Raw genomic sequence first — 15,030 nt, 5'->3', positions numbered from 1 at the left:
GTTTCCGGACTGGCTTCCGGACTGCCGGACTGGTTTCCGGGCCGCCGGGCTGGCTTCCGGGGTGCCGGACTCGTTTTCCGGACCGGGATGTTTCCGGATCTGGGGCCCGACCCGCCCGCCGGGCCCGGTGGCGGTGCCTAGGAGATGACCCGGAAGGTGGCGTCCTGCCGGTCCGACGCACTGGAACTCGCGCCGAGCGGGTCGATCCGCAGCAGATAGCCACTGTGCCGGAGGTAGCGATCGGGGAAGTTGTAGGAGCGGAACGACGACCACGAGCTGTCGGCCAGCCCGGCGGTACGCGAGAAGGTGGCGTCGGCCCGGAACGTCGCGCTGTTGTCGTTGGGGTCGAGCCGGATCGCGTAGTCGCTGTGCCGCAGGTAGCTGCCGGGGCGGTTCACCGACTCGAACGACACCCCGGCCGGGTCCGCCAGGCCGGGGACCATCCGCCACATCTGGTCCTGGTACGGGTCGAACGGGTAGGGGTCGATCCGGCCGACGTTGTTCGCGTGCCGCACGACGTGGTCGGGCAGGTTGGAGCACTTCAGGCGTACCCAGTTCGGCGTGCCCCAGCGGCTGACCAGGCCGTTGTACTCGGCGTCGGTGATGCCGAGGATCGAGCCGTGCTTGCCGTTCAGTGGCGGGGTGTAGTCGCGCTGGTTCAGTTGGCTCCACGCGTTCGCGGTGATGTTGCTGGAGGACCAGGCGTAGTAGTCGGCGTTGACCGGGCTGAACGAGTCGCCCCAGAGCCACCACCCGGCACCGTCGTTCCGCTTGACCAGCAGCGGCGCCTCTATCGCGTTGCCCTGTCGCAGGCCGCCGGTGTAGGTGGTGAAGCTGTTCGGGGCGCCGGTGCTGGACCTCGCGCCGTAGAGGTTTCCGTCGGTGAGGTTCTTGTAGTACAGGTAGGTGGTGCCGCCGTCGACGACGATGTCACCGTCGAGGACGCCGGAAGCGGGTCGGAAGAAGGGCTGCGGCGAGCTGACGGAGCGGAAGTCCGTCGTGTAGTTCACCTGGAGGATGTCGCCGCCGTTGTTGCACGAGTAGACGATCGCGTACTGGCTGCGGGAGGCGTCCCAGAAGACGGTCGGGGCCCAGGTGTGCGCGTTCAGGGTGTGCATCCGGACCCGGCGGTAGCCGGTGAAGGACTGTAGGTTGGTCGAGTCGTACACGTGCAGGTACTGGCTGTTCCGGCTGAAGTCCGTACCCCTGAGGTCGGTGGCGACCACGACGAAGGTGCCGTCCTGCTTGCGGTAGACGAACGGGTCGCGCAGGCCCAGTTCGCCGGCGGTCGGGGTGACCACCGGGTTGTTCTGGTTCAACGGGGTCCAGTTGAGCCCGTCCCGGCTGACCGCGAGGTGCAGGCCGTAGTCGGCGCCCTGGAAGCTCGGCGTCTCGGTGAAGTAGGTCATCACGTAGCCGGTGTAGGTCGCCGCCCAGGCGGCTCGGGGGCGGATCGCCAGGCCGGTCGCGGTGACTGCGGCGGAGGCGGCCACCCCCAGGGTGAAGGCTCGTCGAGTCAGGGGCACGGTAACGACCTTTCTGGGCAGGTGCTGCGAGGTGTGCCGCCCGTACTGCTCCGGCCGGGTGTCGGCCCGACCGGCGGGGCGCGGCGGGCGGTCAGCCGCACATGGGCTGCTATCGATGTGAGCGCTAACTTATCCCGCTCCAGGGATGTTCGCAAGCATCCTCGTCCGGCTGGCACATCTCCGGAGCCGATCAGTCACCCGAGGGCTCTGTGGAACCTGTTAGCGCTCACACCCGACGGGCGCAGGTCTCGCCGAAGTTGCCCGACACCCGCGCCCGCCGCCAGCCGGGAGGGCGCTACACCCGCCACTCACCGGCGACCATCAGATCCCGGCCCGCGATCTCGTTGACCTCGCGCCACGCCTGGATCAGCTCCGGCCGGATCCGGAAGTACGGGTAGTTCCGCAGTTTCCGGGGGTCGAACCCGGTCTTCGTCGCGAACGCGTCGCCGACCGCGTCGGTGAGCGTGCCGACCTCGGTCGCGGAGCCCTCCACGAGTACCACGTCGCGGGTTGGCCCGATCGTGAGCCGGACCCGCCCGTTGGCGCGCAGGTTCCGGGCCGTGGGGTTGGTGGCGGTCGTCGAGACGAGGAGCGTCTCGTCGTCCCAGAGGAAGGACAGGGGTACCAGATAGGGCGTGCCCGCCGCGTCGGCGGTGGCGATCCAGGCGTCGACGTCGTGTTCGAGCCGGTGCAGGGTGTCCGCTTTCCGCCGCTCGGGCGGTCGGGGTGGCGGTGTCATGGCGTCGAGCCTCCTGTTCACGGTCGAGCGATCGTCGTCGATCGGATGCGCCGGGACGGCGTGTCCGTCCTCGCGGGTGTTCCTTTCTACCAACCGGCTGTGACGTGGTCGGACGCGGCGGTCAGCGGTCCCGTGGGAGGCCGAGGACGGGTGCCCGCGGCGGTGACTCGGCGAGCTTCGCCCCGACGTCCGGTACGTGCCCGTAGGTGCGGCCGACCTCCCGACGACATTCGTCCAAGACGCATGCCCGGCAGGCCGTGCACCATCGCCAGATGAGCGAGTACGACGTTGAGTACCCGGACGGGTTGCACGTGGTCCACGACGGCCCCCGGCAGGCGCCGGCGATGCTGCTCATCCACGGATCCGGGGCGTCGAGCGGCAACTGGAAGCCGGTGGTCCCGGCACTCGCCGGTCACCACCACGTCATCCGGGTCGACCTCCCGGGCCACGGCCAGTCGCCACCCGGGCTCTGCTACGAGGTGCCCGCCCAGGCGGGCCGGGTGGCGGCGGTCCTCGACCACCTCGACCTGCGGGACGTGGCCGTGGTCGGGCACTCCAGCGGTGGCTACATCGCCACCGCCCTCGCCGAGCAGCGCCCCGCCCTGGTGCGGTCGCTGACGTTGATCAGCACCGGCCCGAGCCCCGACGCGTTCCTGCCGCAGCCGATCCTGCTCCGGGCCCTGTTGGCCCCGCCGCTCGGCCCGCTGCTGTTCGCGAGGCGGTCGGACGCGATGATCCGGCGGGGGATCAGCGCCACCTGCGTCCGTCCGGTGGAGATCCCGGACGACGTGGTCGCCGAGCTGCGCGGCATCTCGTACCGCACGTTGCGGACGGTGCTTAGCCGGAACACCGCGTACATCACCGAGCGGAGCGTGCCGGAGCGTCTCACCGACCTCGACCTCCCGGTACTGGCGATCTTCGGCGCCGCCGATCCCCGCTGGAACCCGTCCTCCGCACACCGGTACGCGACGGTGCCGAACGCTCGGCTCGAACTGCTGCCCGGCGTCGGTCACGTACCCATGTTCGAGGCGCCCGAGGCGGTCAGCGAACTGCTGTTGAGCTTCGCGGCGACGAGCCGCTGACGCCCCGGCCGTGACCTCCGCGCCGTAGGCTTGGTCGCGTGCTGCCGACCGGGACATCTCCCGACTGGGCGTCGGTGGAGGTCGCAGTCCCGCGCCCGTCGCGTCGGCTGCCGGGGATCAGCATGGCCGGCTTCCGCCACCACACCCCGGCGGCCGTGGACATCGCCATGGTGGCGCACCCGTCCGTCACGCTGATCGTCGACCTGAGCGAGGGCGAAGGACTCGGCTACCACGCGCCGGGCCGGCACGGGCGCGGCAGCGTCGTCGTCGGCCTCCTCCCCGGCGCGTTCCGGGCGGCGGGCCGGCGGGGCGAGTGCCTCCAGATCCGGCTGGAACCCGTCGTGGCGGCCGCGGTGCTCGGCGCGTCGACCGAACTCACCGGGACGGTGGCGACGCTGGACGAGATCTGGGGCCGTGACGCCGGGCGGGTCGAGGAGCGGCTGCGCGCCGCCGCGTCGTGGGACGAACGGTTCAGGATCGCGTGGGAGATCCTCGGCCGGCGGCTGGACGCCCGCCCGGCGGTCGATCCGGAGGTCGCGCACACCTGGCGGCAGACGCTCAGCAGCCGGGGACGGGTGCGCGTCGACGGGCTGGCGGGCGACGTCGGCTGGAGCCGCAAGCGCCTCTGGTCCCGCTTCCGGGCCCAGATCGGCATCACCCCCAAACGCGCCGCCCGGCTGGTGCGGTTCGACCACGCCGTACACCTGCTCGCCGCGGGGCAGGCCGCCGCCAGCGTCGCCACCGAGAGCGGCTACGTGGACCAGTCCCACCTGCACCGCGAGATCAGGGCGATCGCCGGGCTCACCCCCGCCGCCGTGGCCGACGCCCCGTGGCTCGCGATCGACGACGTCGCGTGGCCGGCTCCGGCGCGACCCGGAGCCCCGGTGACGCGTGGCGAAGGCGGCGCCGGCCGCTGACCGCCGTCGATCACCGACCGCCGCCGTCAACCGGTCTCGCGGTCGCGCGGTTCGCCGGAGAGTGGGCTCCGTCTGGGGCGTTCCGGACCTTCGGCGGGCTCGATCGGGCGGTCCGCCGAGGGGCGGTCGCCGGGGCAGCGAGCCGTGAACATTGTCGATACGGTGATCACGGCGCGCCGGCCGGCGCGCCTTTCCACACGACAAGACGGGGGGTTTCATGCTGCTCAGACGCTTGACGACACTCGGCATGGCGGCCGGGGTCGTCACCGCCACCGTGCTGACGGTCGCTGCCGCGCCGGCCCAGGCGGCACCGACCAGTGTGACGTCGTACTCGTTCACCAGCGAGGCCGGCGACTACATCGGCGGTGGACAGACCCGCGACTACCAGGCGCCGTCGGCCGACATCCGGCTCTCCGGCACCGCCGGGTACGTGACGATGCGGGTGGACGCCGGATCGGAGTGGTGGACCATCGAGTTGGCCGCGCCGAACGGTGACGTACTCCGGCCGGGGCGCTACCTGGACGCGGAACGGGCCGCCTTCCGCACCGGCCGCTCCCCGGGGCTGGACGTGTCGGGGACCGGGCGGGGCTGCAACCGGGTCTACGGCAACTTCTGGATCGACCAGATCGGCACCGCCGCCGACGGTACGGTGACGCTGCTGGACGCACGATTCACCCAGCACTGCGAGTCGGAGACCGCGCCCCGTCTACAGGGGACGGTGAAGTTCGCCGCCTACCCGCTGTCGTACCGGTTCGCCAGCGACGCCGGGGACTACATCGGCGGCGGGGTCACCAAGTCGTACACGAACGCCACGTCGGTGTTCGGGCTTCGGGGTACCGCGAGCGGCGTGTCGTTCTCGGTCTCCGGCCAGCGCGACTACTGGTCGGTCGAGCTGTACCCGCCGGCGGGGCAGACGCTGCGGGTGGGTACCTACACCGACGCCCAGCGGTACCCGTTCAACGAGAGTGGCCACCCCGGCCTGTCGGTGAGCGGAAATGGGCGGGGCTGCAACACTCTGACCGGAGAGTTCACCATTCGGGAGATAGCGTTCGACGCGTCGGGTGCGGTTAGCGCACTCTCCGCGACGTACGTGCAACACTGCGAGGGCGGTACGCCGGCGTTGCGCGGCACGATCCGCTACTTCGCCTAGCCGAGACTGTCCCAAACTGTCCGAGGCTGGCCGAGCGGGGGCGTGACCCACGGGTCGCGCCCCCGTCGCACATCCGTTCCCGACACCGCCGACGGCTCGGTGGCAACGCCGCCGGCCTGAGTGACCGGTCAGCGGACGAGTAGCGGAAAACTGTACTTCACACCTGGATCGGACTCGCCGCGAGGGTACGTCGCAGGAAACTCATGCACCGATTCCACATTGCCCCTAGTCAATGCCGTAGGGCGATGCTATGAATTGGTGGGTCGCTGGCGACCTACCAGGGCAATGCCGCCTCCACCGTCTAGGCATCGACGTCGTTTTGGGGAGAGAACAGTACATGAGCAAAGATCAGGATGGTTGGTTGCGGTCTGTGTGGCGGCGTTGGGCGAGAGCTGTCGCCACGGCGGTGGCATCCGCCGGAGTCGTGGTGCTCGCCATCGGAGTCACCGCCGGCACCGCTGCCGCGGGCGTCGGTCCCGCCGAGCGCGGCCCGTTGAACGCCGCGCTGGCCGCCCCGACGGTTTCCAGCGTCGCCGCGGGTTACGCGCACACCTGTGCGATCAGCACCGACGGCGGACTCTGGTGCTGGGGCGGCAACAGCAGCGGTCAGCTCGGTGACGGCACCACCACCAACCGGAGCACTCCGGTGCGGGTCGGCAGCGCCAACACCTGGGCGAGCATCGACGCCGGCACCAGTTACGCCTGTGCGGTACGGACCGACGGCACGCTGTGGTGCTGGGGCCGCAACAGCAGCAACCAGCTCGGTGACGGCACCAGCACGAACCGGACCAGCCCGGTGCAGGTCGGCACCGCCACCAACTGGGCCAGTGTCAGCGCCGGTGACGGGCACACCTGTGCCATCCGGACCGACGGCAGCCTGTGGTGCTGGGGCCGTAACCGCAACGGCCAGCTCGGTACCGGTGCCGCCCTGGCCGACGCGACCAGCCCGGTACGGGTCGACACCGCGACCACCTGGGCGAGCGTCGCGGCCGGCTACGCACACACCTGTGCCCGCCGCACCGACGGCACCCTGTGGTGCTGGGGGGACAGCTCGAACGGACAGCTCGGTATCGGCGTCCTGAGCTACCGGACGACTCCGACCCAGGTCGGCACCGGGACCACCTGGACCGGCGTGGTGACCGGCTACACCTTCACCTGCGCGGTCCGTGCCGACGGGACGCTGTGGTGCTGGGGCGAGAACGGCTACGGCCAGCTCGGCGTCACCGGCCCCCACCGGACCTCGCCGGTCCAGGTCGGCAGCGCCACCACCTGGAGGTCGGTGCTCGGCGGCAACGACACGGCCTGCGCGGTCCGCACCGACGGCAGCCTGTGGTGCTGGGGCAACAACTCGATGGGACAGCTCGGCGACGGCAGCACCACCCACCGGTACGCCCCCACCCGGGTCGGCACCGCCACCACCTGGGCCAGCGGGGTCGTCGGCAGCTACCACAACTGTGCGGTCCGCACCGACGGCGGTCTCTGGTGCTGGGGCAACAACGCGGCGGGACAGCTCGGCGACGGCACCCTCACCCAGCGGTCGACCCCGACCCAGGTGACCATCCCGGGCTGACCGGTCGACCACCGCATTTCGCTGTCATGCCGTCGGCCCGTGCCGCTGCCACTCCAGCGGCCGGGCCGACGGCATGACGACCGGGATCACCGCAGACCGCCGCGTACCCCGTCAGCGGTGCGCGAAGACGAAGCCACCCACCAGGTCCGGGGTCGGGCGCTGCACCATCTCGGCCTCGACCCTGAAGCCGGCCGCTTCCAACCAGGCCGTGACCCGAGCCGTCGACCGGCGATGCACGTAGACGTGCATCGGGTGGCCGCCGTACCCCTTCGTCTTGAGTTCGCTGCCGTCGCCGGCATGGAATCCCACCAGCAGCGGCGCGCCCGGCCGCAGCACCCGGAAGAACTCGGCCAGCACCACCGGCACCTCGTCGTCGGGGACGTGGATCAGCGAGAACCAGGCGAGCAGGCCGGCCAGGGATTCGTCGGCCAGTTCCAGACCGGTCATGCAGCCGACCTCGAACCGCAGCCCGGGATGGTCCCGCCGGGCCACCTCGATCATCCCGGGTGAGAGGTCGACGCCGAACGCGTCCAGGCCGATACCTCGCAGATGGGCAGTTATCCGGCCGGGGCCGCAGCCGACGTCGGCCACCGGCCCGTCCGGCCGGGCGCGCACCAGCTCGGCGAAGAGCGCCAGGATGCCCCGCTGGAACGGCTCGCCGGCCAGGGCGTCGCGCAGCATCCCGGCGTAGCTGACCGCCACGGTGTCGTAGGAGGTTCGGGTGTCGTCGAGCCAACCGGGAACGCGCATGCGCAGGACGATAGTCCCGGGCGGGCTGGGGTCGGCGTTCGCCAGGCGCTATGGTCGGCGCTATGCGGAACCGACAGCACCCGACCGGCGTCGAGCGGCGACTCGCCCTCTCGATCCTGGTGGTGCTGGCGGTGGTCGTCGCGGCCGTACGTACCGGTCAGGCGCTGGGCATGTGCATCGTGGTCCGGCTGGCCCGCGCCGTTCCGGGCTGCGTGCCCGCCTGGTCGGCCGACCGGGCCCCGCCGGGCGTGCCCCTCCCCGCCCGACCGTTCACCGCGCTGCGCTGACGCCGAGCCGCTCCGGCCGGCGGTCGGCAGCCGTCCCGCCTGGAGCGCCCGTCAATGGAAATCGAGCGTACGACCCTGCCCGGCATCGGGGTACGACAGACCTTCACCACGGCACAGGGCCACCGGATCGGCATCGTCGAGTACCACGACGGCGACCGCCGGGACGTCGTCCACGACGATCCGGACGACCCCGACCGGATGGTCGGCCTCACCCTGACCCGCGCCGAGGCGGTGGCCCTGGCCACCCTGCTCGGCTTCCCGGAACTGGTCGACGTCGCGGCCAGACCCGCCGAGACCCGCCGCCGGGTCTCATCCCGGGACCGCACCTGATACGCACACCCCCCGCTCCCGACGGTGGCTGTCCGGATCGGCGTGGCTGGTGAGGGCGGCGAGGCGGCGTTCCGCCTCGACCCGCTCGGGCGCCCTGAGACGGTCGAAGATGGCCACGGCCCGCTTCCAGTACCGGCACGCCTCGGCGCGGTCGTCTCGTTCGAGGAGGCCGGCGATGCCGGCGAGGGCCCGCCCCTGCTCGTAGGGGTGGCTGATCCGGGTGGCCACCCGCAGCGCGTGGTGGTGGAAGCCGACGGCCTCGTCGTGGCGTCCCTGTGCGGCCAGGGTAAGGCCGATCCCGTTCAGCGCGGCCGCCTCACCCTGCCGCTCACCGATCTGCTCCGCCGAGGCGAGCGCGCGTTGGTGGTACTCACGGGCCTCGTCGAACCGGCGCAGCCCGCGCAGCGCGGTACCCAGCTCGTTGAGGGCGAACGCCTCGCCGTACCGGTTGCCGGTACGGTCCTGTAGCCGCATCGACGTACGGAGGAAGCGGACGGCCAGCTCGAACTGGCCGAGCCGCGATCTGACCGCACCGAGATCCGTCAGGGCCCGGGCGAGGTGGAAGGGGCTGCCGACCACCCGGGCCAGGTGGAGGTGCCGACGGTGGATCTCCAGGGCTTCCTGGTACCGGCCGAGGAACATCAGGGCCAGGCCGATGTTCGGCAGGACGGTCAGCACGTGCTCGCCCCAGGACGTACGGTCCGCCAGCAGGTCGCGGTGCAGGTCGATGAGGTCGTCCATCCGGCCGAGATACCAGTAGACGGTCCCGAGATTGGCCCTGCTGCCGCTGGCGCCCGCCCTGTCGCCGATCTTCTCCCGTACCTCGATCGCGGTCTCCAGGTCCCGTACCGCGAGCTGAAGGTTGCCGCTGCGCATGTAGGCGTACGCCCGGTAGTTGCACATCGCGGCGACACCCGACTCGTCACCGCACTGCCGCGCCGCCAGTAGCCCGTACCCGTAGGTGTGGAGAATGTCGTCGTAGTAGCCCCGCATCATGTAGAACCGCCACGTCGAGGCGGCGAACTGCCAGGTCCACTGTGGGCACCTCTCCGCCCCGAGTCGGGCGAGCGCCCGCAGGTTCTGCCGCTCCGCCTCCAACCACTCCAGGTCTGTCGGTAGCGCCGAGAGCAGATCCGGCCGCAGCGGTCCGCCCGGGCTCACCTTCGCCGGGATCGGGACCGGCTCCATCGCCCGGCTCGCCGCCAGACAGGCGTGCACGTAGTAGTCGAACAGCCGCGCGAAGGCCGCGGAGAGGTCCGCCGGCTCGTCCCGACCCGCGGTCAGCTCGCGCGCGTAGTCGCGGACCAGGTCGTGCAGCCGGAACCGGCCGGCGGCCGGCTCCTGGACGAGGTGGCGGTCGACGAGTTCCGCCATCAACGTCTCCGCCCGCATCAGCGACACGTCCGCCAGCGCCGCCGCCACCCCCACCCCGAAGTGCTCACCGGGGAAGAGCCCCAACAGCCGGAACATCCGGCGTGCCGGCTCCGGCAACGGCTCGTACGACAGGCCGAACGCGTTGGCGACGGTGCTGTCCTCGGCCGAGAGTTCGTCCAGCACGGGGCGGGCGCCGGCAAACCGTTCCGCGAGATCCGCCACCCGCCATTCCGGTCGGTGTGCCAGCCGGGCGCCCGCCAGCCGGATCGCCAGCGGAAGATATCCGCACCGGCCCACCACCGCCGCCACGGCTTCCGGCTCGGCGTCGACCCGCTCCCGCCCGACGAGCCTCGCCAGCAGGTCGACCGCCTCGGCGCGGTCCAGCAGCGGCAGGGTCAGCGGCGGCACGCTGCTACTCACCACCAACCGCCGCCGGCTGGTCACCAGCGTCAGCGAACCCGGCGCCGACGGCAGCAACGGGGTCACCTGCTCGCTGCTGCCCGCGTTGTCCAGCACCAGCACCACACGCCGGCAGGCCAGTTCCGAGCGCCACAGCGCGACTCGATGGTCGAACTCCGCCGGAATTCGGCTCGCCGGGACGCCCAACTGGCGCAGCAGCGTGATCAGCGCCGCCGCCGCGCTGACCTGACCGTCGGTGCCGTGTCCGCCCAGGTCCACGAACAACTGCCCGTCCGGGTACGCCCCGGCGAACCGCCCGGCCAGGTGGACCGCGACCGCCGTCTTGCCGATCCCGGCCATGCCGTCGATGACCAGCACCGCCGACGAACCCGGGTCCACCCGCCGGATCGCCGTCGACAACCGGTCCACCAGCTCGTCCCGACCGGTGAAGTCTGCCGGTGCCCGGGGCAACCAACGTGTCGGCACCGCACCGGCACTCTCGGGCGCCGCCGACTCCGGGGACGGCGATTCCGTGTCGTCCCGGGGCGTCGACCGGTCCCGCAGGCGCGGCCCGGAACCGGCTCCGTCGAGCACCGGATCCCGGTTGAGTACCGCCTGGTGCAACCGCTGCAACTCCGCGCCCGGTTCGATGCCCAACTGCTCCACCAGCGCCGAACGCGCCACGCCGAACGCGGCCAGCGCCCCCGGCACGTCTCCCTCCTGGTACAGCGCCCGGATCAGCAACCCGTGCCCGCCCTCACGCAGCGGATGGGCGCTCAGGTGGTCCCGCAGCATCATCACCGCGGCTCCGGACCGGCCGGTCGCCAGGCAGAGCTCCGCCCACTGCTCGACCATCCCGAGCCGCAACTCCCGCATCGCCTCGGCCCGGGCCGAGAGCGCCGGGCCCAGCGGCAGCCCGGCCAGCATCGGCCCCCGCCACCGCCCCTCCGCGCGGCCGAGCGACCGCTCCGCTCCGGCGAGGTCCCCGGCGGCCAGCGCGGCGGACGCCTCCCGAAGCTCCGCCACGAACCCGAACACGTCGACGCCCTCCGGCCGCAGACCGAGTTCGTAGCCGTCGCCACGCCGGACGAGCACACCACGGCCGGCGGCGACCCCGTCCAACAGCCGACGCAGGTTCGCCGCGTACCCGCGCAGGTTCGCCACCGCCGACGCCGGGGGACCCGAGGGCCACAGCTCGTCGACCATCTCCGGCATGCCGACCCGCCGTCCCGGCTGCGACGCCAGCATGCTCAGCACCACCTGCTGCTTCGGCGGCCCGGGCGGCAGCGGTACGTCGTCGGCGATGATCTCCAGTGGCCCGAGAAGCCGAACCTCCAGCATCGCAGCCCCCCAACCACGGCCGACGTCACCCGCTACCGGGGCATCCTATCGATGGCCGCCACCGACAAACCGGTGCGCGATTCGGGGGCCAGCGGCGACGACAGGCCCGCCTCGGGCTCGCGCCGATCTCTCCGGCGGGACGGAGCACGAACGAAGAAAGGCGACCGGCGGCCGGGATGAGATCGTGGCTGCGCGGCGTCGGTCGCGCCGCCCCACCCGGGCAGTCGTCGTCGACAGCGGCGTCGCCCGACCGGGCCACCGCGCACGGCAGAGAGGCAGGACGATCATGGCGCACATCGATCTCGGGGTCGACGAGAAGCAGTTCCCCGGCATCACCGGCCCGATGCGGTACCGGCCGGAAACGGCGAAGCCGCTCAACGAGCTGGCCGAGGTACTGCTGCGGGCCCCGCACTCGCTCCCGGCCGGTGAGCGGGAACTCATCGCCGCGTACGTCTCCGGGCGCAACGAGTGCAACTTCTGCTGCGCGTCGCACTCGGCGTTCGCCGCCGCGCAGCTCGACGACGGCATGACCCTCGTCGAACAGGTACGCGCGGACCTCGACACCGCGCCGATCTCGGCCAAGCTGCGGGCGCTGCTGCGCATCGCCGGGGCGGTACAGATCAGCGGCCGCAACGTCACCACCGAGCTGGTCGCCGACGCCCGCGCGAACGGCGCCACCGATCTGGAGATCCACGACACCGTCCTGATCGCCGCCGCGTTCTGCATGTTCAACCGGTACGTCGACGGGCTCGGCACCTTCGCACCCGTCGGTCAGGACGCCTACGCCGAGTCCGCCCGCCGGGTCGTCGAGGTCGGCTACGGAGCGGCGGTGAACGCGTAGCCGGCGGAACATCGCCGCCCTCCTGAGCACAGCCAAGGGTGACCACGCCCCGATCCCGCTGCGATGGTCGATGGAGAAGCCTTGCCAGGCCCGTCACCCGGGAGTCGGAGGGATCGATGGACCACCCACGCCGCCTGCTCGACGCCGCGAAGCGGTGCCGAGCGGACATGGTCGACCGGCTGCGCACGCTCGTCGGGTACGAGTCGGCACCGGGCTCGCTGCCGCACCTGGAGTCCTGTGCCGACCTGCTCACCCGCTGGGGGGAGGAGGTGCTCGGCCGGCCCGCCCGGCGGGTCGTGGTCGACGGCCTGCCGCACCTGCTCTGGCCGGCCGCCGACCAGCGGGTGCTGCTCCTCGGCCACTTCGACACCGTCTTCCCGGTCGGCACGATCCGCGCCAGGCCCTTCACCGTACGCGGGGACGTCGCGACGGGGCCCGGCGTCTGCGACATGAAGGCCGGCATCGTGCAGATGTTCACCGCCCTGCGGCTGATCGAGGAGACCTCGACGGTCGGCGTACTGCTCAGCTGCGACGAGGAGAGCGGGTCGGTCACCTCGCGGCCGCTGATCGAGCGGGAGGCACGGCGCTCCGGCGCGGTGCTGGTCTGCGAGGCGGCCACCCCGGACGGGGCGGTGAAGGTGGCCAGGAAGGGCGGGTCGGTGTACCGGCTCACCGTCTCGGGGCGGGCCGCCCACGCCGGCGTCGAACCGCAGCGCGGCGTCAACGCCACGGTCGAGGTCGCGCACCAGGTCCTCACGCTGCGCGCCCTCGGTGCCCCGGACAGCGGTGGCACCTCGGTCACACCGACCCTGCTCTCCGCCGGTACCACGACGAACACGGTGCCCGAGCGGGCCAGCCTCGCCGTCGACGTCCGGGCCTGGACCAGGGACGAACTCGAACGCGTCGACCACGCCATCCGCGGGCTGGTGCCGTACCTGCCGGAGGCGACGTTGGCGGTGCAGGGCGGGATCAACCGCTACCCGATGTCACCGGAACTCGCGCGACCGCTGCTGGAGCTGGCCCAGTCGATCGCCGGGCAGCTCGGCATCCCGAACCTCGCCGGGGCGCACGCCGCCGGGGCGTCCGACGGCAACTTCACCGCCGCGCTGGGCGTACCGACGCTGGACGGTCTGGGCGCGGTCGGCGGCGGGGCGCACTCCGCCGACGAGTACGTCTGCCTGGACCGCATGCCGGAACGGACGGCACTGCTGGCCGGGCTGGTCGACACGCTGTCCGCCGTGGAGCGTCTCGGGCCGCGATCCATCGACGGAATCCCGTAACGTGCTCACCGCCGGCGAACGACCGGCAGCGAGAGGTCGGCGTCGGCATGGCTACCGGACGGCTCCCGGGATCGCGGATTCCGCTGCTCGGCGTGGAGGAGGAGTTCCTCGTCGTCGACGGCGAGCGGGGCGAGGTCGTACCGGAGGCGGCCACCGTGGTCGACCGGGCGCGCCCGGCCCTCGGTGCCCGGGTGGGCGGTGAGATCACCAAGCTTCAGGTCGAGACCCGTACCGATCCCTGCCGGAGCGTGGTCGAACTCAGCGGGCAGCTCGTCGAGGGCCGCGCCGTCGTCCAGGCCGCCGCCCTGTCGGCGGGTCTGCGGGTGATCGCGAGCGGCTCGCCGGTGCTCGGCCGTGCCGTGCCGCCGCCGATCACCGAGGGACCACGGCAGGATCGCGGCACCGCCACCTTCCGTGGGCTGCACGACGAACTCGCGATCTGCGCCGTCCACGTCCACGTGGAGCAGCCCGACCGGGACCGTGCCGTGCTGATCGGCAACCACCTGCGGCAACACCTGCCGGTGTTTCTCGCCCTCTCGGCGAACTCGCCCTACTGGGCCGAGCGCGACACCGGATACGCGAGTTGGCGCAGCGTCACGTGGGGGCGCTGGCCGGTGGCCGGCCCGCCGCCGTTCCTGCGGTCGGCACGGCAGTACGACGAGCACGTGCGGATGTTGCTGGAGGCGGGTGCACTGGTCGACCACGGCACGATCTTCTGGGATCTCCGGCTGTCGACGAAGCACCCCACGCTGGAGGTACGGGTCGCGGACGTACCCGTCACCGCCGCCGAGTCCGCGGCGCAGGCCGCCCTGGTGCGGGCGCTGGCGGTCGTCGCCGGTGCTGCCGTCGACCGGGGCGACGAGGGACCGGAGCTGGCGCCGGAGCTGATGCGGCTCGCGTACTGGCGGGCCGCCCGGGACGGGATGGCCGGGCACGGCGTCGACGTAACCACCGGTCGGCTGCTGCCTGCCGCGACGCTCGCCGCACGCCTGGTCGAGCTGGCCGGACCGGCGTTGGACGAGGCGGGTGACCGCGAGCGGGTCGAGGACTGGCTGGCCCGGCTGGCCACTGACGGCGACGGGGCGACCCGCCAGCGGGCGGCGGCGGCGCTGCGCGGACGCCTGACCGACGTGGTCGACGAGATCGCCAACCGGACCGCGCCCGACGTGCCCGCGCCCGACGTGTCCCGTCGGTAACGTGTCCCGTCGGTAACGTGCGCCGTGGGTGACGTGTCCCGCCGGTGACGTGCGCCGTGGGGTGACGTGCCGACGGGTGAAGAAAGCACGCCGGCATAACGCGAATCGCCCCGGTCTCGGAAATGCTGGAGGAACCGGACGCGGCGGCAGGCAGCCCTCCCGCCGGCAACCGGCACACCCGATCAGGGGAGGCCACAGGTGACCGAGGCAGACCTGCTACCCACGATCCCGGTCCGACACCACCGCAG

Annotated in this window: 13 protein-coding genes; 9 read left to right on the top strand and 4 right to left on the bottom strand. The window is 72.1% G+C overall.

Going from position 1 to position 15,030, the window contains the following annotated elements; all coding sequences use genetic code 11:
* Window positions 1-137: 137 nt before the first annotated feature.
* Both C6W10_RS20310 and C6W10_RS20305 read right to left on the bottom strand, forming a co-directional pair.
* On the bottom strand, window positions 138-1,526 hold the full coding sequence (locus C6W10_RS20310) for a glycoside hydrolase family 43 protein (protein WP_107259599.1): 1,389 nt from the start codon (window positions 1,524-1,526) through the stop codon (window positions 138-140).
* 295 nt (window positions 1,527-1,821) lie between these two features.
* Window positions 1,822-2,265: a pyridoxamine 5'-phosphate oxidase family protein gene (locus C6W10_RS20305; RefSeq protein ID WP_107259597.1), complete on the bottom strand. Its 444-nt coding sequence runs from the start codon at window positions 2,263-2,265 to the stop codon at window positions 1,822-1,824.
* 272 nt (window positions 2,266-2,537) lie between these two features.
* Here C6W10_RS20305 and C6W10_RS20300 point away from each other — a divergent pair, with 272 nt between their 5' ends.
* The 4 genes from C6W10_RS20300 to C6W10_RS20285 all read left to right on the top strand — a co-directional run bounded on the left by C6W10_RS20300 (window position 2,538) and on the right by C6W10_RS20285 (window position 6,984).
* On the top strand, window positions 2,538-3,347 hold the full coding sequence (locus C6W10_RS20300; protein ID WP_107259595.1) for an alpha/beta fold hydrolase: 810 nt from the start codon (window positions 2,538-2,540) through the stop codon (window positions 3,345-3,347).
* A 122-nt stretch (window positions 3,348-3,469) separates the two neighbouring features.
* Complete coding sequence (locus tag C6W10_RS20295; protein ID WP_107259593.1) at window positions 3,470-4,264, top strand: AraC family transcriptional regulator; 795 nt, start codon at window positions 3,470-3,472, stop codon at window positions 4,262-4,264.
* A gap of 217 nt (window positions 4,265-4,481) precedes the next feature.
* Window positions 4,482-5,414 carry a hypothetical protein gene (locus tag C6W10_RS20290; protein ID WP_159104676.1) on the top strand — a complete coding sequence of 311 codons (933 nt, stop codon included), beginning with the start codon at window positions 4,482-4,484 and terminating at the stop codon, window positions 5,412-5,414.
* Window positions 5,415-5,751: 337 nt separating this feature from the next.
* Window positions 5,752-6,984, top strand: a complete 1,233-nt coding sequence (locus C6W10_RS20285; protein WP_107259589.1) for an RCC1 domain-containing protein — start codon at window positions 5,752-5,754, stop codon at window positions 6,982-6,984.
* Between the two features lie 111 nt (window positions 6,985-7,095).
* On the opposite strand, the gene C6W10_RS20280 is transcribed toward C6W10_RS20285, so the two are convergent.
* A complete protein-coding gene (locus C6W10_RS20280; protein WP_107259587.1) occupies window positions 7,096-7,734 on the bottom strand; it encodes a class I SAM-dependent methyltransferase in 639 nt (212 codons plus the stop codon).
* 62 nt (window positions 7,735-7,796) lie between these two features.
* Between C6W10_RS20280 and C6W10_RS20275 the strand changes: the two genes are divergently transcribed.
* Both C6W10_RS20275 and C6W10_RS20270 read left to right on the top strand, forming a co-directional pair.
* On the top strand, window positions 7,797-8,021 hold the full coding sequence (locus C6W10_RS20275) for a hypothetical protein (RefSeq protein WP_107259585.1): 225 nt from the start codon (window positions 7,797-7,799) through the stop codon (window positions 8,019-8,021).
* Between the two features lie 54 nt (window positions 8,022-8,075).
* On the top strand, window positions 8,076-8,351 hold the full coding sequence (locus tag C6W10_RS20270) for a potassium transporter TrkA (RefSeq protein WP_107259583.1): 276 nt from the start codon (window positions 8,076-8,078) through the stop codon (window positions 8,349-8,351).
* Here C6W10_RS20270 and C6W10_RS20265 read toward each other — a convergent pair.
* Window positions 8,331-11,465 carry a BTAD domain-containing putative transcriptional regulator gene (locus C6W10_RS20265; RefSeq protein ID WP_107259581.1) on the bottom strand — a complete coding sequence of 1,045 codons (3,135 nt, stop codon included), beginning with the start codon at window positions 11,463-11,465 and terminating at the stop codon, window positions 8,331-8,333. The genes C6W10_RS20270 and C6W10_RS20265 overlap by 21 nt on opposite strands.
* Before the next feature lie 286 nt (window positions 11,466-11,751).
* Here C6W10_RS20265 and C6W10_RS20260 point away from each other — a divergent pair, with 286 nt between their 5' ends.
* From C6W10_RS20260 to C6W10_RS20250, 3 genes are all read left to right on the top strand, one after another.
* Window positions 11,752-12,306: a carboxymuconolactone decarboxylase family protein gene (locus C6W10_RS20260; RefSeq protein WP_107259579.1), complete on the top strand. Its 555-nt coding sequence runs from the start codon at window positions 11,752-11,754 to the stop codon at window positions 12,304-12,306.
* Between the two features lie 116 nt (window positions 12,307-12,422).
* On the top strand, window positions 12,423-13,586 hold the full coding sequence (locus C6W10_RS20255; protein WP_107259577.1) for a M20 family metallopeptidase: 1,164 nt from the start codon (window positions 12,423-12,425) through the stop codon (window positions 13,584-13,586).
* A gap of 47 nt (window positions 13,587-13,633) precedes the next feature.
* Window positions 13,634-14,782, top strand: a complete 1,149-nt coding sequence (locus tag C6W10_RS20250; RefSeq protein WP_107259575.1) for a glutamate--cysteine ligase — start codon at window positions 13,634-13,636, stop codon at window positions 14,780-14,782.
* Window positions 14,783-15,030: the final 248 nt, after the last annotated feature.

The organism is Plantactinospora sp. BB1 (assembly GCF_003030385.1).
Classification (GTDB): Bacteria; Actinomycetota; Actinomycetes; order Mycobacteriales; family Micromonosporaceae; genus Plantactinospora.
The sequence above is the reverse complement of the archived record's forward strand: the minus strand, read 5'-3'. Positions and strand labels throughout refer to the sequence as shown.

Bases quoted from the DNA above. Each gene is read 5' to 3' on its own strand.
- C6W10_RS20305 (WP_107259597.1), bottom strand. From the start codon at position 2,265: ATGACACCGCCACCCCGACCGCCCGAGCGGCGGAAAGCGGACACCCTG.
- C6W10_RS20300 (WP_107259595.1), top strand. From the start codon at position 2,538: ATGAGCGAGTACGACGTTGAGTACCCGGACGGGTTGCACGTGGTCCAC.
- C6W10_RS20295 (WP_107259593.1), top strand. From the start codon at position 3,470: ATGGCCGGCTTCCGCCACCACACCCCGGCGGCCGTGGACATCGCCATG.
- C6W10_RS20290 (WP_159104676.1), top strand. From the start codon at position 4,482: ATGCTGCTCAGACGCTTGACGACACTCGGCATGGCGGCCGGGGTCGTC.
- C6W10_RS20285 (WP_107259589.1), top strand. From the start codon at position 5,752: ATGAGCAAAGATCAGGATGGTTGGTTGCGGTCTGTGTGGCGGCGTTGG.
- C6W10_RS20280 (WP_107259587.1), bottom strand. From the start codon at position 7,734: ATGCGCGTTCCCGGTTGGCTCGACGACACCCGAACCTCCTACGACACC.
- C6W10_RS20275 (WP_107259585.1), top strand. From the start codon at position 7,797: ATGCGGAACCGACAGCACCCGACCGGCGTCGAGCGGCGACTCGCCCTC.
- C6W10_RS20270 (WP_107259583.1), top strand. From the start codon at position 8,076: ATGGAAATCGAGCGTACGACCCTGCCCGGCATCGGGGTACGACAGACC.
- C6W10_RS20265 (WP_107259581.1), bottom strand. From the start codon at position 11,465: ATGCTGGAGGTTCGGCTTCTCGGGCCACTGGAGATCATCGCCGACGAC.
- C6W10_RS20260 (WP_107259579.1), top strand. From the start codon at position 11,752: ATGGCGCACATCGATCTCGGGGTCGACGAGAAGCAGTTCCCCGGCATC.
- C6W10_RS20255 (WP_107259577.1), top strand. From the start codon at position 12,423: ATGGACCACCCACGCCGCCTGCTCGACGCCGCGAAGCGGTGCCGAGCG.
- C6W10_RS20250 (WP_107259575.1), top strand. From the start codon at position 13,634: ATGGCTACCGGACGGCTCCCGGGATCGCGGATTCCGCTGCTCGGCGTG.